The organism is Lysinibacillus sp. A4, from assembly GCF_024919535.1.
Lineage (GTDB): Bacteria > Bacillota > Bacilli > Bacillales_A > Planococcaceae > Lysinibacillus > Lysinibacillus capsici.
The window spans coordinates 517,242-537,980 of sequence record NZ_JANWTB010000001.1; the positions used below are offsets into that span (position 1 = coordinate 517,242).

Annotated in this window: 22 protein-coding genes, 1 pseudogene and 1 riboswitch; of the genes and pseudogenes, 9 read left to right on the forward strand and 14 right to left on the reverse strand. The window is 37.6% G+C overall.

Going from position 1 to position 20,739, the window contains the following annotated elements:
• Positions 1-157: 157 nt before the first annotated feature.
• Positions 158-943: a VOC family protein gene (locus NY607_RS02980; RefSeq protein ID WP_131519772.1), complete on the reverse strand. Its 786-nt coding sequence runs from the start codon at positions 941-943 to the stop codon at positions 158-160.
• Positions 944-1,092: 149 nt separating this feature from the next.
• Here NY607_RS02980 and NY607_RS02985 point away from each other — a divergent pair, with 149 nt between their 5' ends.
• Positions 1,093-1,578 (forward strand): flavin reductase family protein, encoded by a 486-nt coding sequence (locus NY607_RS02985; RefSeq protein ID WP_131519771.1) that lies wholly within the window; start codon positions 1,093-1,095, stop codon positions 1,576-1,578.
• A 90-nt stretch (positions 1,579-1,668) separates the two neighbouring features.
• On the opposite strand, the gene NY607_RS02990 is transcribed toward NY607_RS02985, so the two are convergent.
• The 5 genes from NY607_RS02990 to NY607_RS03010 all read right to left on the reverse strand — a co-directional run bounded on the left by NY607_RS02990 (position 1,669) and on the right by NY607_RS03010 (position 5,572).
• Complete coding sequence (locus NY607_RS02990) at positions 1,669-1,824, reverse strand: YezD family protein (protein WP_004269393.1); 156 nt, start codon at positions 1,822-1,824, stop codon at positions 1,669-1,671.
• 70 nt (positions 1,825-1,894) lie between these two features.
• Positions 1,895-1,990: riboswitch (SAM riboswitch) on the reverse strand.
• 170 nt (positions 1,991-2,160) lie between these two features.
• Positions 2,161-3,255 (reverse strand): DUF418 domain-containing protein, encoded by a 1,095-nt coding sequence (locus NY607_RS02995; RefSeq protein ID WP_131519770.1) that lies wholly within the window; start codon positions 3,253-3,255, stop codon positions 2,161-2,163.
• Entirely contained in the window at positions 3,239-3,841 is a 603-nt protein-coding gene (locus tag NY607_RS03000) for a TetR/AcrR family transcriptional regulator (protein WP_259419134.1), read from the reverse strand. Before NY607_RS03000 ends, NY607_RS02995 begins: the two co-directional genes overlap by 17 nt.
• A gap of 103 nt (positions 3,842-3,944) precedes the next feature.
• Positions 3,945-4,619, reverse strand: coding sequence for a phosphopantothenoylcysteine decarboxylase domain-containing protein (locus tag NY607_RS03005; protein ID WP_048390090.1), 675 nt, complete (start codon positions 4,617-4,619; stop codon positions 3,945-3,947).
• A gap of 71 nt (positions 4,620-4,690) precedes the next feature.
• Positions 4,691-5,572 carry a LysR family transcriptional regulator gene (locus NY607_RS03010; protein WP_048390089.1) on the reverse strand — a complete coding sequence of 294 codons (882 nt, stop codon included), beginning with the start codon at positions 5,570-5,572 and terminating at the stop codon, positions 4,691-4,693.
• 133 nt (positions 5,573-5,705) lie between these two features.
• On the opposite strand from NY607_RS03010, the gene NY607_RS03015 reads away from it, so the two are divergent.
• Complete coding sequence (locus NY607_RS03015) at positions 5,706-6,605, forward strand: DMT family transporter (protein ID WP_004269389.1); 900 nt, start codon at positions 5,706-5,708, stop codon at positions 6,603-6,605.
• 134 nt (positions 6,606-6,739) lie between these two features.
• Positions 6,740-7,096 carry a hypothetical protein gene (locus tag NY607_RS03020; protein ID WP_131519768.1) on the forward strand — a complete coding sequence of 119 codons (357 nt, stop codon included), beginning with the start codon at positions 6,740-6,742 and terminating at the stop codon, positions 7,094-7,096.
• A 115-nt stretch (positions 7,097-7,211) separates the two neighbouring features.
• On the opposite strand, the gene NY607_RS03025 is transcribed toward NY607_RS03020, so the two are convergent.
• Complete coding sequence (locus NY607_RS03025; RefSeq protein ID WP_048390084.1) at positions 7,212-7,649, reverse strand: general stress protein; 438 nt, start codon at positions 7,647-7,649, stop codon at positions 7,212-7,214.
• Between the two features lie 190 nt (positions 7,650-7,839).
• Entirely contained in the window at positions 7,840-8,280 is a 441-nt protein-coding gene (locus NY607_RS03030) for a Dps family protein (protein WP_054550810.1), read from the reverse strand.
• Between the two features lie 217 nt (positions 8,281-8,497).
• Between NY607_RS03030 and pepF the strand changes: the two genes are divergently transcribed.
• Both pepF and NY607_RS03040 read left to right on the forward strand, forming a co-directional pair.
• Positions 8,498-10,312: an oligoendopeptidase F gene (gene pepF / locus NY607_RS03035; RefSeq protein ID WP_131519767.1), complete on the forward strand. Its 1,815-nt coding sequence runs from the start codon at positions 8,498-8,500 to the stop codon at positions 10,310-10,312.
• A 227-nt stretch (positions 10,313-10,539) separates the two neighbouring features.
• On the forward strand, positions 10,540-11,523 hold the full coding sequence (locus NY607_RS03040) for an SEC-C domain-containing protein (protein WP_004269384.1): 984 nt from the start codon (positions 10,540-10,542) through the stop codon (positions 11,521-11,523).
• 66 nt (positions 11,524-11,589) lie between these two features.
• On the opposite strand, the gene NY607_RS03045 is transcribed toward NY607_RS03040, so the two are convergent.
• Positions 11,590-11,781 carry a zinc-finger domain-containing protein gene (locus tag NY607_RS03045; RefSeq protein ID WP_004269383.1) on the reverse strand — a complete coding sequence of 64 codons (192 nt, stop codon included), beginning with the start codon at positions 11,779-11,781 and terminating at the stop codon, positions 11,590-11,592.
• 187 nt (positions 11,782-11,968) lie between these two features.
• Here NY607_RS03045 and NY607_RS03050 point away from each other — a divergent pair, with 187 nt between their 5' ends.
• The 4 genes from NY607_RS03050 (at position 11,969) to NY607_RS03065 (ending at position 14,873) form a co-directional block, all read left to right on the forward strand.
• Positions 11,969-12,361: a ribonuclease HI family protein gene (locus NY607_RS03050; RefSeq protein ID WP_131519766.1), complete on the forward strand. Its 393-nt coding sequence runs from the start codon at positions 11,969-11,971 to the stop codon at positions 12,359-12,361.
• A gap of 232 nt (positions 12,362-12,593) precedes the next feature.
• Positions 12,594-13,391: an amino acid ABC transporter substrate-binding protein gene (locus NY607_RS03055; protein ID WP_259419135.1), complete on the forward strand. Its 798-nt coding sequence runs from the start codon at positions 12,594-12,596 to the stop codon at positions 13,389-13,391.
• A 67-nt stretch (positions 13,392-13,458) separates the two neighbouring features.
• Positions 13,459-14,115 carry an amino acid ABC transporter permease gene (locus NY607_RS03060; protein WP_004269380.1) on the forward strand — a complete coding sequence of 219 codons (657 nt, stop codon included), beginning with the start codon at positions 13,459-13,461 and terminating at the stop codon, positions 14,113-14,115.
• Between the two features lie 11 nt (positions 14,116-14,126).
• The gene (locus tag NY607_RS03065) at positions 14,127-14,873 is read left to right on the forward strand and encodes an amino acid ABC transporter ATP-binding protein (RefSeq protein WP_048390072.1); all 747 of its coding nucleotides are present in this window, start codon (positions 14,127-14,129) and stop codon (positions 14,871-14,873) included.
• Positions 14,874-14,968: 95 nt separating this feature from the next.
• Here the strand turns inward: NY607_RS03065 and NY607_RS03070 are convergent, their stop codons facing one another.
• From NY607_RS03070 to NY607_RS03090, 5 genes and pseudogenes are all read right to left on the reverse strand, one after another.
• The gene (locus NY607_RS03070) at positions 14,969-17,029 is read right to left on the reverse strand and encodes a HAMP domain-containing sensor histidine kinase (protein WP_131519764.1); all 2,061 of its coding nucleotides are present in this window, start codon (positions 17,027-17,029) and stop codon (positions 14,969-14,971) included.
• Positions 17,007-17,702 carry a response regulator transcription factor gene (locus NY607_RS03075; RefSeq protein ID WP_048390068.1) on the reverse strand — a complete coding sequence of 232 codons (696 nt, stop codon included), beginning with the start codon at positions 17,700-17,702 and terminating at the stop codon, positions 17,007-17,009. The genes NY607_RS03070 and NY607_RS03075 overlap by 23 nt, the downstream gene beginning before the upstream one ends.
• A 212-nt stretch (positions 17,703-17,914) precedes the next feature.
• Positions 17,915-18,570: pseudogene (locus NY607_RS03080) on the reverse strand (NUDIX hydrolase).
• A 495-nt stretch (positions 18,571-19,065) separates the two neighbouring features.
• On the reverse strand, positions 19,066-20,256 hold the full coding sequence (locus tag NY607_RS03085) for an MFS transporter (RefSeq protein WP_396631590.1): 1,191 nt from the start codon (positions 20,254-20,256) through the stop codon (positions 19,066-19,068).
• A gap of 5 nt (positions 20,257-20,261) precedes the next feature.
• Positions 20,262-20,660 (reverse strand): MarR family winged helix-turn-helix transcriptional regulator, encoded by a 399-nt coding sequence (locus tag NY607_RS03090; RefSeq protein ID WP_004269373.1) that lies wholly within the window; start codon positions 20,658-20,660, stop codon positions 20,262-20,264.
• Positions 20,661-20,739: the final 79 nt, after the last annotated feature.

The window sequence follows — 20,739 nt, forward strand, 5'->3', positions numbered from 1 at the left end:
GCAAAAGTGTTTCAGCCCATAAAAATACCGAGCTATCCACTAAAACGCTTACGAAGTGTTTCGGAATAGTTCGGTTTTTCTAGTTATCATGTTTGTTAATGTAAAGATTATTCGGCTTAATGAAGGTCCCTGTTAGTGATGTTCCAGCCTTTTCTCCTTATCGATTTATCCAATAAAAAGCACCAGGGCAAACTAAAGTTTCCTTTGTTCGTTTAGAATCCTTTAATGTCACACCAAATGGTCCCTCTTTGACATGACCAAGTGTCATTGTCATCGCGCTCTCTTCCTCATAGAAATCTAAACGCATATTCGGTAGCTGTAGTGACATATACTGCTCATATTGCGTAGGCACTGGTAGCTGTAACACCTCTTGCCACAGTTGTACTGTTGCCTGCATGTCCTTGACGTAGAATTGGACGGATTCCATGGTTATAGCCTGTTTGACATCAATGGCACCACTTGCCTTTAATTGAACCAAACGCTCTTCATCTGCCTCCGCCCATTCAATCAAAAATGGAAAATCAATTGGCAGATCTGGCTTACCAAAATGCAATAGCTTCCATTCTACCACAGTGCCATCTGGTCTTGTTCTGCTACATGCATCTGGTCCATATACTTCATAGCCCAATGCTCGCAAGCGTCGACCCTCTTCCTCAATATTTTTTGTGCGCAGAGCAATTCGAGAAAATCCCTGGCGCTCTTGATCACGTTTAAACGTATAATGTAGGGAATATGGGTATTGTGCCGCTTGCTCAAATAAATCACGATCATAGATAGCAATTTGTTCAATATAGCTTAAGCCAAAGTAGCTTAACGTATTATAAGTCCCCCACATCGTGTGCTGCCCACCATTCACTGTATGGACATTTCGTTTATTGAAGAAAACCTTTATATTTTCTGGTGATTCCACTTGATGAACCAAATGATCAAAATATAAAGTCATGGCCATTCCCCTTTCTTTCCCCATTACCTTTACCTGTATGTTTGATTAGTTTAAAATTTACTCAAGAAAAGGAGTTACTAGTAGGATATGAAAAAAAGTTTCGTTTACCTACAAACTCCGTTCACTAATTTCATAAAGAGGTGATTTGAATGACAGATTTAGTAGCTGCTTTTAAATTGGCATTAGGTAATTATCCTACAGGCGTAACAGTTGTCACGACATGTCATGACACAAAACCGATTGGCTTAACCGTCAATTCCTTTGCATCTGTTTCAATCGACCCGCTCCTTATTTTGTGGTCACTCGATAAAAAATCTCAGCTCCATCCTTATTTCACGACTTCGCCAAATTTTGCGGTCAATATTTTAGCGAGTGATCAAGAGCATTTATGTACACTATTTGCCAGTAAAATCCCTGATCGCTTTGCACAAGCAAAATGGTCAACTTCCTCTTTAGGACTACCGATTTTACATGATACAGCAGCTAATTTACAATGTAAAACATTTCAGCAAATCGATGCTGGCGACCATACCATTTTTATTGGGCAGGTCGTAGACATTACAAATGCTCAAAAAGAGCCTTTGCTTTATCATCGCCGTCATATCGGTCCCATACCAAAAAGCTTTTATAGCTAGCCTTTACACAAAAAAAGGGCCATTTGTAAGCACAGGAAATCCTTCATGCTTATAGGTGGCCGTTTGACATAAGTTCTACTGAAATCATTGTTATTTTTTCTGCGGAAATCTCTGCTTTTCAAGCCTATTAATTTGCACAATCACACCATCTTGAATCGTAATATGCACTTCACCAAATTCAAGATTTTGAATCGCCTTCGCAATTGCCTCTAGTTTCTTATCATCTACTTTTACTGACTGAGCCATACGATACACCCCTTCTTTTTTATCCTTATTGTTCATAAAGAGGCCAACGCATCAAACTGATTGATAGCCCCTCCTATCTCTCAGACACCATCTGTTGGATTTGGCACCTGTTGTTCGGTTGCCGAGGCTTCATTGGGCCAAGTCCCTCCACCTCTCTTGATAAGAGTACTGCGTTTCTTGAAAATAATTCTATAATTCTGCTATAGGAATGTCAATACAAAATATTAGAAAACCTAGTTGAATACTATGCAATATGTCGTTTAGATTAAAAGACTCCCTATACCTAAAGTATTTTATGCCTAGTCAGTGAGAAATAGATGGCAATCCATTAATTTATTACAAGCTCCATTTCCTCATCATGAATTCAAGTGGGCCTCGATGATGTTTAGTCCTCCACCATACAGAAACCACGACACATCCTAAAAAATAACAGCAGGCATACAGCATGGAAAAAGCAAGTGTTTGGTTCTCCAGCTTTTGGCAAATAATTAGTATTCCAATGCCTATAACAACATGGCCAACATAATGCGTTAAAGACATTTGTCCAGTTAATATGAAAGATTGAATAACTTTATTTTTACATGTCTCTACAAGATAGATGGAGCCAACAATGATAACAATAGCCGAAGCCGAATTAGAGAGGACATACATCATATTCGGTGGAATCGGTCCTGTATCAAATAAATACAATGCACTCTCTACATCTAATAAATGAATGGTTGTCATCTTAATGAATAACGTTGAACAAGTCTCAGTCACGATGACTAGCAATAAGCCTATCACCAGTAAGTTTTTTCTTAATGTATGATTTGTTAAATCTAATGTGCCCATTACCATCCCTATCAGAAAGAAGCAAATCCAGGGGAATAGTGGATGATAGCCATTAAACATCAAATTTCTTATAAATCCAGCTGGTGTCCAAAAATCAAGATACTCTAGTAGCACATATGTTGGATGCCAACCAGCAAGGTAACTAAATTGAATTTGAAGCCATTGTGAAAGGATAAGGATGGCACCAATTATGAAGATCATCATTTTCTTGGATTGGGCAATCAAACAAGCAGCAACAAACATATACACGCCATAATAATGTAAGATATCTCCTGTCCAGCCGATTGCATATAATATAATCCCTATCGTAAATAACAAAAGCGCCCTCTTCCACAAAGTAAGTCGATTTTGACGAAGAAGGATTGGGTCCTTACTCTCTCTAGCCTGACGAGTCATTAAGGCTGTCCCTATTCCTGCTAGCATGACAAATACGGCCGAAGCACGTCCCTCGAAAAGATGTTGGAAGGCCATTAACCATGTTGAACCATTCGTTGTAGAACCTGTTATGACGCCAAAATTGACAATGAACATGCCAAGCATGGCGAGAGCTCTTGCAAAATCAAGACCTTCAATGCGCCGATCATCATTTCTTTTTGTCATCTTTGCCCCCTTGGATAACGCTATTCACTGCCTCCTTCCAAATAGCCCTATAGTTCAATTGGTTGCCTGTTAACATGAAATTACCGATATTATCATAGACGAGGGCTAGCATCTGTGCCTTCGCTTCTATATGGGGAGTATCCTCTAGCACGCCTAGCTGTACGCCATATCGTAGGATAGCAACAAAGCTCGTTAAAAAGCTTGTTTCTAGCTCTACTAATTGTCTTTTATAGTTTTCATCGCGGGCCGCTAATAGTACATATTGATTAAATATTTTATTAAAATAAGGGTCCTTGTCCTGTGCCTCAATAGATTTATAGCCTAGCTTAAGTAATTCCTCCTTAAAATTAGCAGAAGAAAGCTCTTTATACTCCACAGCGACATCATGTTTAATTTCTTTATACAATTCATCAAATATGAAAGCGATTAATTGATCTTTTGATTGAAAATAATAGTAAATGGCTGGTTTTGAAATACCGACCTCTGTAGCAATCATTGCTAAGCTTGTTTTTTCAAATCCATTTTCCGCAAACATCCCATAAGCAATTTCTATAATCTTTTGAAAAGTTTGTTCTTTATTTCCCATTATTACCCTCCTTTTTTTACCGACCGTTAAGTAAATATTATAGGATGCTAACCTTTTAGACAAGAAAAAACTGCGTAGAAATATTTCTCTACACAGTTCATATTTATTGATTTTGTAAATACATCATTAAAGCTTCTGCTGTTTTTTGCTTGCCCATTACTTTAAGAGGCTGTCCATCAGCAGGTACAATCCAATGAGGTTCATCCCCCCCATATAAAGACTGAGAGCTATTTGCTACCATAAATTGTGCATTGGCTGTTTCCATACGCAGTCTGGCACGAGCTAACAAGAATTCCTCATCATTCGTTGCTTCGAGCTTAAAGCCTACTAACGTTACATTCGGTTGCCATCCCTTAATTTGACCTAATACTTTTGGTGCTTTTTTAAAATGAATAATAGGTGGTTCGTCAGAAGGCATTTTCCCCGTTTCCTCCATTAAATTACCTGATTGATCATATACTTTGTCAATGACCCAATCAGAGCCCGCAGCCGCCATAATGACGATATCGACATGTTGTTGTTGAACTGCATGACGCACCTTTTGTCCTAAATCCTCTATGCCTTCAAATTGAATCAATGTCATATCATTTTGGTTTTCTGGGAGCTGTGCAAAGTAACCATGCATGTATACTACGTTAGCGCCAGCAGCCAGCGCCGCCTCTGCTAAATAACACCCCATTGTGCCTTTTGATAAATTCGTATGACCTCGTACACGATCCCATTTTTCAAGTGTTCCCCCACTTGTAATGAGTACGGTTTTGCCCTGTAATGTCCCCATACACTCACCTATTTTCTGAAATATATACAAATACTATTTTAACGTAATGTAAGGATAGGCTTCAATAGCCACTATTTTAGGGAGCTGTTTTGTTCTTTTAGCCAAGCACTTAATATCTCTGCAAATTTCTTTGTGACGGGCGAAGCATGGTGTTTCATGGCAATACCAATTGTTCGGTAGCCACCTTGCTTTAATGGAATCGCTCTCAATGTTGGCGGTAAATTTTGAATAACCAACTGAGGTAAAATACTGATCCCTAAATGATGGGAAATCATGGAAAGAATCCCTACCTCCTCGGAAAGCTCAAAGCGGATATTCGGCTTAACATGATATTGCTCTAATAGCACCTTGACATCATTTGTCCCTTTATAGGAAGTCATAATAAATGGCATATCCTCTAAATCTACGATATCAATTTCTGTCTTATCAAACAATGGACTTTTATCCGAAACAATACATAATAATGGGTCTTGTTGGAGCTCAGTGAACTGATATTGCTCTGACTTTTGACCATTCAAAAATCCTGCTTCTACTTCACCACTTAAAAGCCATTGTTCAATTTCATAGTAATCTCCCTCTCGTAACTCCACCTGTATCCCTGGAAATTGATTATCCATAATTCGAACAATCTCTGGCATCCAATTGGAAGAAATACTCGATATCACACCAATTCGAACCTTACCTCGTGTCACGCCATGAATGTGAGCTGCTTCCTGTTGCAATAATTCTTGAGCATCCAAAACCTGACGCATTGCCCTTAGCATTGTTTGTCCCTCACTCGTTAATGTCACACCCACACGACTTCGATGAATGAGCGCAAAGCCAAACTCTTTTTCTAAACTCGACACGGCATGACTCACAGCAGATTGTGTTAACCCTAGCGCATCAGCTGCTTTTGTAAAGCTTGCCACCTCTGCCACCTTTGTTAAAATCTCATATTTCACTAAGCTCATCCGCAATCCCTCTATATACATGAATTTTTTTAATCCTATTCATTATAAACATTCGTTTTACTAATCACAACACAAGATATATAGTAATTTTTAGTATAAAACTGTTTTAGTACACAGATGGTAGGTGAACATAATGAGTATCCAAGGAAAAGCAAATGTATTGATGGTTATTGTCACAATGTTTTGGGGGCTCTCTTATACCTTTATGGTCATGGGGCTAGAAACGTTGGCAGTTTATAATGTGGTGGCATTACGTTGTATCATCGCATTTTTCGTAGCAGGACTTATTTTTTACAAACGGATGATCAAAGTAAATGGTAAAACATTAAAATATGCGGCTATTCAAGGATTTTTATTATTCATTGTGTTCGCGTTAAGTTTATTTGGTTTACAATCTACTTCTGTTTCAAATGCTGGCTTCATCTTGAGCCTAACGGTCGTGTTAGTGCCGATTTTTAGCAGCTTTATTGAAAAAAAATTACCTTCTCGAGCAGTTAGCTTTGCGATCATTTGTACCATGATTGGTATTACCGTTTTAACAGCACACGGCTCATTCACATTCCATAAAGGTGATTTATTAGTAGCAATTGCTGCGTTATGTTATTCAATTTATTTACTTTTAAATAGCTCATTCACACGAAATGTAGAGTCCATTTCATACGGAATTTATCAGCTTGGCTTTGCTGGTATTTATGCACTTGTGTTAACCTTTCTATTCGAAACACCGACAATGCCAAATTCAGCAATATCCTGGATTGCAATTTTAGGGCTTGGCATCATCTGTAGTGCGTTTTGCTTTGTGGGTCAAACTGTTGCACAACAGTATACTTCTGCTACACATACAGGTCTTATATTCTCCTTAGAACCAATTTTTGCCGCTATGTTTGCCATGATGTTTATCGGAGAAGGCATAACAATGAAATTAATGATTGGTGGCAGCTTCATTCTTATAGGGAATTTAGTAGCACAATTAGAGCATTTCCATGTATTACGTTTTATGAAAAAGGATGCACAGGAAAAAGTCATACAATAATATAGTGCATATGAATAAAAAAGGAAGCTGAGCGTTATTTCTCAAGCTTCCTTTTACTATGTATTGATTTTATAGCACGATTGCATGTAAAATAGACTAATTTTTACAGGTACGAAAATAAAGGAGATTCATACATGCAATTTCAAACCTTACATACGTCATATTATTTACCAAACAAGGATAATCAACCAATTCAAACACAAAACCTACTGGATTTAATGAGACATGTCGGTGGCCGTGAAGAGGAAGACGAAAAAAAGAACAAATCGAAAACTGAGGTCAGATACGAAAATGGCTATGTACGTCAATACCTTGTCAAACCAACAGGACAAAGGGTTCTCCTCATGGAAACCAAACAAAGCCTTGATATTAGAGAATCTACTAATTTACAAGACCTGCTTTCGCAACCTTTTAAAAAGAAAACAAGTGATCCTATTCTCTCAATACTAAATGCGAAAAATAACATTTCTAAATATAAAGATGGCATTTAAAAAATAGCCCTTCTTTTCAAGAAATGCTAGATAAAATAATAGACAAAGTCGAAACAATCGACTTTGTCTATATTCAAACTAGCGAGGAATAGTCATATCTCGTTAGTTTGATTCATTATAAAAATCTTCTATATTGCTCTGCCTCTGCCATACGCTGTTGATTTCTTAAACGCTCCTCTTGCTCTTCAGCTGTCTCTGGATATGTTTGGAGTGTATCAACATCATCCTCATGTTCTGCATATAAGACAATACTTCCTTGTTCTACAAGATGCGCATAGTAAGCGATTTGTCCCTCTGACAGATTAAATCGTTTTAAACCCTCTGTAACGGCTGAGTCGCCTGTAAACCAAGATTTAAATTGATCTACCCAATTTCCAGCCTCATGCGTTTGCACATCGGCATCCCATTTTACATCCTCAAACTGTTGGGGATCTCTCGCAATAATATGAATATCGTCTTGGTGATAACCTTCCATTCGCATATTCTCTAAAATGTGAAGCATTTCATCCCTTGTATGGGCCACCTCAATTTTTGGATTTTGTTCATTCATCATGTTCAATTCCTCCTATGTTGTATGGCTTACTAGGTAATTACCCGCACTACACACAAACAAACCCAATTTACTAAACTGTAATAATTGTTAAATTGCCTTAAACTACGTTGCTGATTTGACATAATAAGTTTAGGGCAGAAAAAAAGCATGCTGGAGAGAATTTCTTCTTCAGCATGCAAATTGTCAATTTTTACTTGTCAAGAAAGGCCTTTAACATCCATGTATGCTTTTCAAGAGACTGATACATGGCATTGAGTAAATCCTCTGTACGGTCGTCTCCTTCTTCTGCAGCTAGCTCCATTGTAGAATTTAAAGCTTTCATCAACTTTTGGAAATCTGAGATTGTCGTTGCAACCATGTCCTCTGTCGTTTCTTCACCTGTTGCTTCATCTACATAGGATAGCTCTAGATGCTCTTTTAATGTTGCCACTGGCTTGCCATCCTTTGATAAAATACGCTCTGCTATTTCATCTAAATTCAATGTTGTTTCATTATATAGCTCTTCAAATTTTGCATGCAGTGTAAAGAAGGCTGGACCTGTGACATACCAATGATAATTGTGTAGCTTTGTATAAAGCACAGACCACGTCGCCACTAGCTTATTTAATTGTTTGTTTAAGTTTTGTGTCATAATCAATTTCTCCTCCAATATGTCTTGTTCTAGCCATTAGTATGAGTCATAAAAGATGTTGGCTATACACTCATTGTTCCCGACCGACAATATTTCAAACATCCTTCATGAGAAACGATTTAGAGTAAGAATATTTCAACTATTCTATGAAATTATTTCACTTTCCGAAATAGTTTCGTTATAATGAAATCACTTATATGTAAAGGGGTGTCCATAAATGAAAGTTTTACCATTACGAAAAGATGTTGCAGTAGAGGAAACTTGGGATTTAACAGATTTATTGAGCAATGAGGCTGATTTTGAACCTACCTTAGCACAATTAGTGGAAGATGCACTTAGCTTCGAGCAACAATACAAAGGTACGATTACAAATGCACAAAAAGTAATCGACGTGTTAACAGCCTTTGAAGAGCTACAAAAAAAGTTTGTTCCGATTGGCACATATGCAAGCTTAAATCTTGAGACAGATCGCACAAATGATGTAGCACAAATGCGTGCGGCAAAGTTTGGTACAGCTATCGGAAAAGTCAGCAGTGCACTATCCTTCGTGCGCAGCGAGTTACTGGCATTGGATGAAGCTGTTTTACAAGAAGCAGCGACATTAAGCCCTCTTTACAAACGATATCTAGAGGAATTATTAAAACGAAAACCACACCAGCTCCATCATGAAGTGGAAAAAGCGCTGGCAGCCTTCAGTGCCACATTTGATGCACCATATAAAACGTACAATACGACAAAATTAGTGGACATGGATTTTGGCGAATTTGAAGCCAATGGCGAAAAGCATCCTCTTAGCTTTGTGCTGTACGAAAATGACTGGGAGTTTGAAGCAAATACAGATGTACGCCGTGCTGCCTTTCAAGCCTTTTCAAGCAAGCTACGCGATTACCAGCATACAACGGCACAAGTATATAACACACATATTCAACAAGAAAAAACAATGGCTGACCTAAGAGGCTTTCATTCTGTCATTGACTATTTACTATTTGATCAGGATGTCGATCGTTCACTCTATAATCGTCAAATTGATTTAATCACTAAAGAGCTTGCCCCACATATGCGTCGCTATGCAACGTTAATTCAAAAAGCCAACGGAATCGACCAAATGACATTTGCAGATTTAAAAATTGCACTTGACCCTGATTATGATCCAAGATTATCGATGGCTGAGGCAAAAGAATATGTTGAAAAGGCTTTAGCCGTTATGGGGAATGACTATAATCAATTAATGGAGAGAGCCTTTAATGAACGTTGGATAGACTATGCGCCAAACAAAGGAAAATCTACAGGGGCATTTTGTTCAAGCCCGTATGGTAGCCATCCTTATATTTTAATGTCCTGGAATGAACAAATGAATGAAGTCTTTACACTTATTCATGAGCTTGGTCATGCTGGGCATTTTGCAAATACGTATGAACATCAATCGTATCTTAATAGTCGTCCATCCCTATACTTTATTGAAGCGCCATCGACAATGAATGAAATGCTGTTAGCAAATTATTTACTAACACATAATGAAGATCTACGCTTTAAACGTTGGGTAATTTCCAATATTGTAGCGAAAACATATTATCATAACTTTGTTACACATTTACTAGAAGCTGCCTATCAACGCAAAGTATATGAATTAATTGATGCTGGAGAAGCAGTTAATGCAACCATCCTCAATCAATTAAAACGTTCCGTGTTGGAAGATTTCTGGGGCGATACAGTCGCTATTTCTGAAGGTGCTGAACTCACATGGATGCGCCAGCCGCACTATTATATGGGCCTTTATCCATACACATATAGTGCAGGGTTAACCATCTCCACACAAGTGTCTCAACGTATTTTAAAAGAGGGCGCTCCAGCTGTTGAAGATTGGCTAGCAGTTCTTCGGGCTGGCGGTACAAAATCACCAGTGGAGTTAGCGCAAATGGCTGGTGTTGATATTACGACTGACCAACCACTTCGTGATACAATTGCCTACATTGGCCATTTAATTGATGAGCTTGAACGTCTAACAGTGGAAATCGAAGCGGTTCAGCAATAATTTAACTAGAAGACGGTCCTGCCTATTCAAGGTATAGATCGTTTTCTTTTTTTAGTTCTAAGTAGAAAAATACGTACATATACTAGAATCAGGGCGTCCCTCTATATTTTTTAGATATTTCAAAATAGACAATTATTTTTCTTCATACAAAAGTACCGTTATTATTAAGAGTACGCAAATTATTTAGCAATATACGATTAACAATGATTAAAGGAAGTGTTCTAATTATGGTAAAACGTAATGATCCATGCCCATGCGGTAGCGGCAAAAAATATAAAAAATGTTGTGAAGGCAAACAACAAGTAACAGTGGAAGCAGTACAAATCGAAGAATTAGAGCGTGTGCTACAAACATTTTACTTAGAATATCCAGAACGTAAAGATGTTCGTGCCTATATTGAGCATGTGGGCACATGGCAGCCTAAATTAGAGAGCGTTTTACAGCGAGAGCTTATTGAAGCCATCGCTTTAGACGACTTTTTCTTCCATCAAGAGCCATCTATTTGGAAAAATTATTTGAAGAAAACGAAGAAAAAAGCGGTAAGACCTTCTACAGTCAAAGTACTTGAAGATTGGTCTCAGCCTACTTTATTTATTGGTACGGTGTCTGTTGTTGAGGAAAAATATTTCAAGGCTAATCATATACTTACAAATGATGAGCTTTATATTCGACGTGAAAATAACAAACCGATTCCTGAAGGTATGCATGTATTTGCCTTCATTTTACCAGATGGCACAAAGAAATCGGCTCATTATTTAGCTGTGTCTACACTGATTTTCTTCCCAGAGGATCATGCGAAGGTCTTTGAAGAATTTAAGAAGCGCTTTGAGGCTTCAGAGAAGAAGGTTGGCTCCTTCTTAAAAGAAGAGCACCTAGCATTTTGGGAGTTATTAGTATCAAATGGCTATAAAGGTGAGGAATTCTCAAACTTTGAGAGCAATGTCCTGACACAAGTAAAAGACTTCCTAGAGCAAAATGAGCGTGAAACAGCACCGATGCTTGAGCTTTTAGAAGACTATTTAATTGAAGGTCAACCGACTGCGCGTAAAGAAGCGGCCATTGCAGCTGGTGCTATTCGTTACGGTCAGGAAAAGGAGCTGTTTGAGTCCCTTTCTATGACGGTAAAAGAAATCGCTGCGACATTTGATATTTCGGCTTCCTCTCTTACAAAGTATTATCAAGATCTAAGCAGCTATGCTGAAACGAAATAATCTTGGCAATTAAAGAAGCTACATGTACTAGCGTTTTGCTAATACATGTAGCTTTTTCTCATGTGTTTATTTGCTATAAACTTTTAAAAGTTCTTCCCCTAGGAACTGTAGCTTTTCTCCAACTGAACAGGCTTCAATGCAGAAACGATGAGCCCCTGGTTTACCACGTTCTTTACGTAATTGCTTAATCACTAAGCAATCCGAACAATACGTATCATGCAGTTCATCAATATCCTTCATAACCGTCACTTTATCCATGTTGAACTCTCGCTCCTTTCACGTCCAAAATTCACTTCCTACTATTATGAAGCGTTCAATTTCAACAAGCAACTATTTTGTTTACTTCCTACGTATTTTTTTCAAACACGATTTGCCCCACAAGGATGCTTTGCCCATAGCCTTGTTGTACAATTATAGAGAAGTCAAATCACAAAGTAGGGATGATATGTTAGAGGTTTATATAGATGCTGCCAGTGCAGGAAATCCTGGGCCAAGTGGTATAGGAATATTTATTAAAGGTGAAGGTCACCAGATCCAAATTAGCGAGTATATTGGGGAAACAAACAACCATATTGCTGAATTTTCGGCATTGGTTCGTGGTCTTGAAGAAGCACAAAAGCTAGGCTCCCCTCTTGTCTCGGTGCGTTCAGATTCCAAAATCGTTGTTGCTTCTATGGAAAAAGAATATGTGAAAAATGAGGAATTTAAACCTTATTTAGAAAAAGCTTTAGCGCTTGCTACTAGCTTTGATTTATTCTTTATCAAATGGGTGCCCGACTCACAAAACAAAGCGGCCGATGCCTTGGCACGAAAAGCAATCCAAAGCAAAAATAGTTAGCCTCATTTCACAGGACTGTTCTATAGGAGCAGTCCCTTTTTCTTTTCCCTATTCTTTAGTTACTTACTATCCCCCAATTTCATAATTTTATGATATTCAAAAAAATGCTAGAAAACGCCGCTCATTTTCTGATTAATCCAAAACGATATTGACATTGCTAGAGTACGATGTTATCCTTTAACACATTAGTAGTTTAGCAAACGAAAGCGTTAGATTATAGGGGGAAACTAAAATGAAACGTGTATTGACTTTATTTATGATGCTGACAGCTGTCATCGTTTTAGCAGCATGCGGGACTTCAAAAGAAAAGACAGCAGAAAAAGACGAAACAGCAGCAGATCAAGAAAAAATTATTATCGGAATTGACGATAAATTTGCACCAATGGGCTTCCGCGATGATAAAAACGACATCGTTGGATTCGATATTGATTTAGCTCGCGCTGCAGCAGAGCATATGGGCGTTGAAGCAGAATTCCAGCCAATCGATTGGAAAACAAAAGAGGCTGAATTATTAAGTGGACGTATTGATTTAATATGGAACGGTTATACCATTACAGATGAACGTAAGGAAAAGGTTTTATTTACAAAGCCTTATCTCGAAAACTCTCAAGTTGTGATAACAAAGGCAGATTCAAAGATTACGAAGCTAAGTGATTTAGCTGGACAAGAAGTAGGTATTCAATCCCTTTCTTCTGCAGCAGATGCATTAAACGGTAACCCAATTCACAAAGAAGTGAAAAAAATTACAGAATTTGCGGATAATGTTTTAGCATTATCAGACTTAAAAACAGGCCGTGTTGATGCTGTGGTAATTGATGCTGTAGTTGCAGAATATTACATGACACAAGAGCCTGACACATTCAAATTATTAGAGGAATCACTCGCACCTGAGCAATACGGTATTGGTGTGAAACCAGGAAATGAAGCCTTATTAGAAAAACTACAAGCCGCATTAGACAAAATGAATGAAGACCGTACTGCGGCTGACATTTCAACAAAATGGTTCGGTGAAGATAAAGTATTAAAATAATGACAGGATACATCAACTGTAAGAGTTTCCTTAGCGGAACTCTTACTCTTTTTGGAGGGACATCGTTATGGCGGATTACTGGCAAACTATGATATTACCGATGCTAGAAGGGGCAAAAATGACAGTTTTACTGTTCTTCATTGCCATTCTGGTATCGATTCCATTTGGCTTTTTACTAACACTCGCCGTAAAAAGTCGGATAAAACCACTCGCTTGGCTTGCACATACGTATATTTATATCATGCGTGGTACACCACTATTACTACAATTATTATTAATTTGCTTTGGTTTACCTATGCTGCCAGTAATCGGTGAATATTTAGTATTGGATCGTTTTGTGGCCGCTTGTCTTGGCTTTATTTTAAATTATGCTGCCTACTTTGCAGAAATATTCCGTGGTGGTCTTCTTGCCATCGATAAAGGACAATATGAGGCAGCCCAGGTACTCGGCTTATCCAAATGGCAAACGACGACACGTGTTATTTTGCCACAAATGTTTCGTGTCGCCTTACCCGCATTATCAAATGAATCCGTTACACTAATTAAGGATACAGCCCTACTTTATGCAGTTGCTGTTCCCGAATTACTACATTTTGCGCAAACGGCTGTCAATCGGGACTTCACAATTACACCGTTCTTTATTGCTGGTGCAATTTACTTAGTCATGACCCTTGTCTTGACGGTGTTCTTTAAATGGCTAGAAAAACGCTTTAAATTCGAATAGAGGTGACACATATGGCATTAATGGAAGTAACAAATTTGAAGAAATCTTTCGATCAGGTGGAGGTTCTGAAACAAATTACATTTTCAGTAGAGAAGAATGATGTCATTGCAGTTATCGGTCCCTCTGGATCTGGGAAAAGTACAATGCTTCGAAGCTTAATACATTTAGAAGAAATCGATGGTGGCAGTATTGTAGTAGATGGCGATTATTTAGTGCAAGATGGTCGATATACAAAGCCACAAGACATCAAAGCAATCACAGCTAAAATGGGGATGGTCTTTCAACACTTTAACCTGTTCCCCCATTTAACCGTTCAGCAAAACCTTGAAATGGCACCGAGCTTATTAAAAACAGAATCGACAGAAGCCATTACAAAACGCTGTCAAGATTTACTACAAAAAATTGGTCTTGCCGACAAGGCCAAGGCTTATCCAGCCAATCTTTCTGGTGGTCAAAAACAGCGGGTAGCAATTGCACGTGCCCTTATGATGAATCCTCAAATTTTATTATTTGATGAGCCTACCTCTGCCTTAGATCCTGAGCTGACAGGCGAAGTATTAAAGGTTATGAAAAGCCTAGCAGAGGATCAGATGACGATGATTGTGGTAACACACGAAATGGGCTTTGCACGAGAGGTAGCAAATAAGGTAGTCTTTATGGATGGTGGTCAAATTATCGAATCCGATCATCCAGACAACTTCTTTACAAACCCTCAAAACGACCGTACAAAGGCATTTTTACAAAAGAATTTTAACTAAGTTAAGGGAGAGTTGGCTTATGCCGCTCTCTTTTTTTATCTTCTTTACGTACACAAAAGGAATAGGACTCGCATGTATCCTATTCCTTTATTACATTATTCATTTGGAAATTTAGGTAGATAAATCATGACCTTAAATAAATCACCATCTACTTGAACTAAGAATTTGCCATTCTGGATGTGAATAAGGCTTTCAGCAATCGACAACCCTAATCCGCTACCTTGACTTGATCTTGATTCGTCACCTCGTTTAAAGCGTTCCATTAACTCATCAACTGAAATATTTAATTCATATGCTGAAATATTTTTAAATGTCACAAGTATTTCATTCCCTACATCTTCAACACCAATATATACCCTTGATGTAGGCAGTGCGTATTTAAAAATATTCGAGAATAAGTTTTCGATGGAACGCCATAGGAGTTTACCATCAGCCTTCACATACACTTTTTCTGTTGGATGGGCTAACTTAAAATCTAATGACGAGGCTTCAATTTTTTCATCCATTTCTCCAATTCCTTGCGTTAGTAATGAGACGATATCAATCCGTTCTAACTGAACAGGTATACTACCACTTGATGCTTTAGCCGCTTCAAATAAATCATCCGTTAAAAGCTTGAGTCTTTTCGATTTTTGATCTAACACATCTACATATTCTTCAATCATTTTAGGATCGTTTTCTAATTTCAATAAATCAACATACGTAATAATTGACGTTAAAGGCGTTCTAATATCATGCGAAACATTCGTAATAAGTTCTGTTTTTAAACGCTCACTCTTGATTTCACTATCCACTGCCTTTTTTAACCCATCAGTAATACGGTTAATATTTTCTGCAAGTTGATTAAACTCCCCTTTTCCGTCAACTTCAATTCGATGATGAAGATCTCCATTTTTAATTTGCTCTACGCCCTCTTTAATGCGGTTAAACGACTTCACCTTTCTCATTGCCAACCAGGCAGCAATCCCCATCGTAATAGGAAACATAAAAAACGTAGCCGCCACTACTAATGGATAGCCAATAATTAGCAGCACAATTTTGACGCCTGTACTGCCACTGTCAAAAACATGTTTCAGCAAAATAAATAGCTTTTTGAAAAGTTGATAGAGGAGTGTATGCTGAAATAACGTTCTGTTTTTAATATGCTTTACGAGTGATAAAATCAATAGTAAGCCAATGATAAATATAGGCACGGTGAAGAACATGTACATATCACGGAAGACTTCAACAATCATGGCGATCCACATCGCTGTTAAGCAACCGATAAGCACAATATTAAGGTCATTATAAAGTTTATCTATGACATGGAAATGAATTTCTTCTTTATCCAATGGCGTTCTTCCAATAACTATGATTAAATACACAAAACTTAAAATAAACCCTGCTAGAAATACTATCCATTCATTCAGAAAACCTTGGGCAGCCGCTTTATCTTTTTCCCATTCCGATATTTTTTGCTGTAGGTAAGAATCTTTAAAGGCCACATAAATAACATCTGTTTGTGGGTTCAACATGTTAACTTCGTGTGTAAAGTAATCCAAGTATTGACTTTCTTTCACTTCATTTGGGTAAAGCTTTTGTTGATAATCTTCAAATAACATATAGGCATCAAAGGATTCAAATTGCTCTTTCTTTGTGAGATCACTATTGGAGAACTTATGTTCACCGTCACTCGCATAAAAAACAATTCCTTCATAGGCTTCGAGCGTACTACGTAATTGATAAAAATTTCTTACCTGTTCTGTCATACTTTCTTCTTTTGTTCTAGCAATGTCTTTTGCATATTTTTCTTGATAGATGTGCTTATTTTCCTCTTCACTCAAATTAGGATTATATCTGTAAGAATTGCGGAAATCATAATATAATTCCTCTTCGATTCTTCTACTATCCTCCCCTGTTAGTGTCTTACCACTTAAAATATATTCTTCACTTTTGTATTTTCCAATTAATTGCGCTAAAGGAGCAATAATGCTGTAACTTTCATCAGCGAATGCTCGGCTTTCAAAATAGTTATCTTGATTTATACTACTAAGATGAATCTCATTAAATTCCATGTTAAACATTACTCTCGCTATACCAGTTAAACAAGCGACAGCAATTAGAAACACAACTACTTTCGTAATAAGTGCATGACTAATACTTCTCAACTTTCTCAACCTTATACCCAACTCCCCATACAACTTTTAAATACTTCGGCTCTTTTGGATTAATTTCAATTTTTTCTCGAATCTTTCGAATATGAACCGAAACCGTATTTTCAGGATTAATAGCCCTGACATTCCATACCTTTTCATAAATTTCTTCAATCGTGAATACTCTTCCAGCATTGGCTGTCAGAAGCTTTAAGATTTTATATTGCACTGGTGTCAAATGAACCTCTTGTTTATCAACAGTAATGATTTTCTGTTCATCATCAATCACAAGACCACCCGTTTGAAATACAGCACTACTCCTCTCAAGACTTCCAAAGGTCGTATACCTTCTGAGCTGCGATTTCACTCTAGCCACAAGTTCTAATGGGTTAAACGGCTTGGCCATATAATCATCCGCTCCGATATTTAATCCCAGTATTTTATCATAATCCTCTGATTTAGCAGAAAGCATAATTAATGGAATCATATTATCTTGCCGAATCTTCATCGTCGCCGTAATCCCATCCATTTTGGGCATCATAATGTCCATAATAATAAGATGAATAATGTGATCTCGAATAAGATCGATTGCCTCTATCCCATTGTAAGCTTTGAATACTTGATAGCCCTCATTTTCTAAATAAATGCTAATCGCCCTAACAATTTCTTTATCATCATCACAAATCAAAATGTTCAACTACATTCACTCCTCCACCGCTTTAGGTTTATGTCAATCACCCCTATAGGATTCGTATAAGGATATAATACTAATTAAATCTTAACAAACTCAGACATCAATTCTTAAGATTTTCTTAGTGTTTTCCTTTATGCACACTTTATGTCAAATACAAATTCGAAAAAATCGACGAATACAATAAAAAATGGAGAGCTGGTTTGAGCGGCTCTCCTTTAATCGTCAAATAGACAATTCATATTATTCAGCTTGAGATGTCCATCAAAATAGTTAGGTAAATGTAGATTATTTAAATGACAAAAAGCTAATTTTACTTGTGATTCGGTATTTCTAGCCATTGATAGAGAGGGCGTTCATTTTCAGCAAAGAACGCAACAGCGTTAGTTTCCATGCCTTCTTCTGCCCGTCCTTCAATGATTTCACATTGGATAAACATTTTATAGACATGGTAGAGAGATGGTGGATGAGGGTGGCACTTCTTATCTAATACACTTATGAGTTTGATTGCTTTTACATCAAATCCTGATTCTTCTTTCACTTCTTTGATGGCTACTTCACTAGGTGTAAGGCCGATGTCGCCCCAGCCACCTGGTAATGACCATCACCATCCATTTTTTCTTTAACCATTCCTATTTTATTGTCCCTAAAAACCATCGACCGAATATCTATTTTGGGGTGCATAACCCGTCTCATGAGCAAATAAATCACGTATAACTGTCTTATCGCTCTCTGTATGGTGTGCTATAATAGCAACGCTTATTTCTCTTAATGATTCAAACCTTTCCAAGTCATAAATATCCTTCGAATAAGTTAGTCCTGCCTATGCAATTGATTGTAGTTGTTTTACCAACTCAAGCCATTTAGGCTCCATATATTTTGTTTCCTAAAAATCATTGTAGTACATGACAATTAAATTTAAATTATTTGAAAAAAACTGTTTATCCATGTTATAATCATTAGTGAAGATGTATATAAGTAAATAAGACCATTGGTGCTGGAACACCAATGGTCCTAGTAACAAGACGAATCGCTTCAAAGGCGATTTGCAAAGTGATAAAAGTAAACCATCTCACATGCTGGCGAGGCAGGGGCGGTTTACTTTTTTTGTGTAAAAGTAAATGACAATGCAAGGACAGAAACAATAAGTGTTGAAAGACTTATCGCAACCATTATTGCTTCAAAAATAGTCAAAGGCATCAACTCCTTTCTCTTCCATAAGTTGAATGAGATAGGTTAATATTGTGCCAACCGCCCATGAAACCTCTATCTAGTTACTCTCTTATTATACCATATTTTGGTCTAAAACAGCCACGCTACCTGATTGCCTATAATCATAAAAACAGTTGGGACAGACCCAACTGTTTTACTATATATTCACTACTTTTTTCGGTTTCATCTTTGCAAGTCGTAATAGATAAATAATAAAGACAACTCCTAGTAAGCCTGCACCTGACAGGTAGACTGAAGCATAGCCTGCCTGCACGGCTACCATTCCTAAAATATAGGAACCTAGTGCGATTCCAAGGTCAAACATCGTAAAATAGGTTGCTGTAGCATAGCCACTTCGCTGGATGGCTGTGGATTGAACGGCTAATGCTTGCAAGCTTGTCGTCACAGCACCATAGCCGAAGCCTACAAAAATAGCAGCACTCAAAAATAATACGGGCCCCTCTACAAAAGCAAGCATAACGAGCCCGATGGCGAAGGAGATAATGCCGGGAATAATAACAAATTGAGGTCCCTTCGTATCATAAAGTTTACCTGTGTACGGACGCGTAATTAGCATGGATGCAGCAAACACCGCATAAAAAAGACTGGCCACAGCCATTAAATCCTTTTGCTGTGCATAGACCGATAAAAAGGATAAAACACTGGCATACGAAAAGGCTACTAAACTAGCAATCGCAGCAACAGGTAACGCTTTTCGCTCAAACAAATCATCAAATTTAAAGGTTAGTTTTCCTTCATGTGCAGGTTTCGGTAAATCATCAGTATTGACCGTTAACGCTAGAATTCCTCCTGCTAGAATACAGATACTCATAACGATGAACAATACGTTAAAGGTACTATATTGTATTAATAATAGTCCGATAAATGGACCAATAACGACAGCTAGATTTGTAGACATCGTGAAATAGCCAAGGCCTGCTCCTTTTCGTTTAGCTGGAACGATATCAGCTGCTAAAGATCCTGCAGCTGTTGTAATAATACTAAAGAAAATCCCTTGTATAAAACGTAGACCAAGTAAAAGTCCGAATGGATGAATAAATAAATATAAGACGGTACATATAAAATAGCCCATGATTGAGAGGACTAACAGTTTTTTCTTCCCGAATACATCCAACAGTTTTCCTGAAAACGGGCGTACAATGATAGCTGACAATAAAAAGCCAGACAACAGAAGCCCTGCCTCTTTATCTGTCTGATGTAGCTCCCCTATTGCATAAAGCGGCAAAGTCGTTACAAGTCCATAAAATACAAAAAAAACTGAGATATTCGTTAAAAATAGACTAATGAAACGCTTCGTCCATATTTGTGTATTCTCTTCTTGCTGCATGTCCATCAACCTTTCATTTTTTCCAATAGCTTCAGAAATTGCTCTTGTTCTTCAGCAGTTAAAGAACCTACCATTTCCTCCTCAAACGCTCGAATAGTCGCTGTAATGGCTGGTAGGCGCTCCTCTGCTTGTGTGGATAAAGTCACTATCTTTTCTCGTTTATCCTCACCATCTAATCGTTGTACCCAGCCCAATGCCTCAAGCCTTGTAATCGCCCTGGTGATACTTGGCGCTTCCACATTTAAATATTTCCAAATTTGCGTCAATGTCATCGGTCCATTTTTATGTAAGCAATATAAAATGGTCCACTGAGAACTATATAAATGATGCTGCTTCAGCACTTCATTTAAGCAATTAGTTAAATAGCGATTTTTTTGGAATAAAGCATGGAAAATTGGATTCATCACTATCTACCTCCTAAAATTATTTACCTAGCTAAATAAATACTATACGCTTCATTTTTTTCTTTGTAAAGGAAGTAAT

What these genes read in the sequence shown, in the direction of transcription:
- NY607_RS02990 (WP_004269393.1), bottom strand. Translation starts at nt 1,824, where the DNA reads ATGGCTCAGTCAGTAAAAGTAGATGATAAGAAACTAGAGGCAATTGCG.
- NY607_RS02980 (WP_131519772.1), bottom strand. Translation starts at nt 943, where the DNA reads ATGACTTTATATTTTGATCATTTGGTTCATCAAGTGGAATCACCAGAA.
- NY607_RS03015 (WP_004269389.1), top strand. Translation starts at nt 5,706, where the DNA reads ATGAGTATCCAAGGAAAAGCAAATGTATTGATGGTTATTGTCACAATG.
- NY607_RS03085 (WP_396631590.1), bottom strand. Translation starts at nt 20,256, where the DNA reads ATGCAGCAAGAAGAGAATACACAAATATGGACGAAGCGTTTCATTAGT.
- NY607_RS03025 (WP_048390084.1), bottom strand. Translation starts at nt 7,649, where the DNA reads ATGATGAATGAACAAAATCCAAAAATTGAGGTGGCCCATACAAGGGAT.
- NY607_RS03060 (WP_004269380.1), top strand. Translation starts at nt 13,459, where the DNA reads ATGGCGGATTACTGGCAAACTATGATATTACCGATGCTAGAAGGGGCA.
- NY607_RS02995 (WP_131519770.1), bottom strand. Translation starts at nt 3,255, where the DNA reads ATGACAAAAAGAAATGATGATCGGCGCATTGAAGGTCTTGATTTTGCA.
- NY607_RS03030 (WP_054550810.1), bottom strand. Translation starts at nt 8,280, where the DNA reads ATGACACAAAACTTAAACAAACAATTAAATAAGCTAGTGGCGACGTGG.
- NY607_RS03050 (WP_131519766.1), top strand. Translation starts at nt 11,969, where the DNA reads ATGTTAGAGGTTTATATAGATGCTGCCAGTGCAGGAAATCCTGGGCCA.
- NY607_RS03000 (WP_259419134.1), bottom strand. Translation starts at nt 3,841, where the DNA reads ATGGGAAATAAAGAACAAACTTTTCAAAAGATTATAGAAATTGCTTAT.
- NY607_RS02985 (WP_131519771.1), top strand. Translation starts at nt 1,093, where the DNA reads ATGACAGATTTAGTAGCTGCTTTTAAATTGGCATTAGGTAATTATCCT.
- NY607_RS03010 (WP_048390089.1), bottom strand. Translation starts at nt 5,572, where the DNA reads ATGAGCTTAGTGAAATATGAGATTTTAACAAAGGTGGCAGAGGTGGCA.
- NY607_RS03020 (WP_131519768.1), top strand. Translation starts at nt 6,740, where the DNA reads ATGCAATTTCAAACCTTACATACGTCATATTATTTACCAAACAAGGAT.
- NY607_RS03090 (WP_004269373.1), bottom strand. Translation starts at nt 20,660, where the DNA reads ATGAATCCAATTTTCCATGCTTTATTCCAAAAAAATCGCTATTTAACT.
- NY607_RS03045 (WP_004269383.1), bottom strand. Translation starts at nt 11,781, where the DNA reads ATGGATAAAGTGACGGTTATGAAGGATATTGATGAACTGCATGATACG.
- NY607_RS03055 (WP_259419135.1), top strand. Translation starts at nt 12,594, where the DNA reads ATGAAACGTGTATTGACTTTATTTATGATGCTGACAGCTGTCATCGTT.
- NY607_RS03065 (WP_048390072.1), top strand. Translation starts at nt 14,127, where the DNA reads ATGGCATTAATGGAAGTAACAAATTTGAAGAAATCTTTCGATCAGGTG.
- NY607_RS03040 (WP_004269384.1), top strand. Translation starts at nt 10,540, where the DNA reads ATGGTAAAACGTAATGATCCATGCCCATGCGGTAGCGGCAAAAAATAT.
- pepF (WP_131519767.1), top strand. Translation starts at nt 8,498, where the DNA reads ATGAAAGTTTTACCATTACGAAAAGATGTTGCAGTAGAGGAAACTTGG.
- NY607_RS03005 (WP_048390090.1), bottom strand. Translation starts at nt 4,619, where the DNA reads ATGGGGACATTACAGGGCAAAACCGTACTCATTACAAGTGGGGGAACA.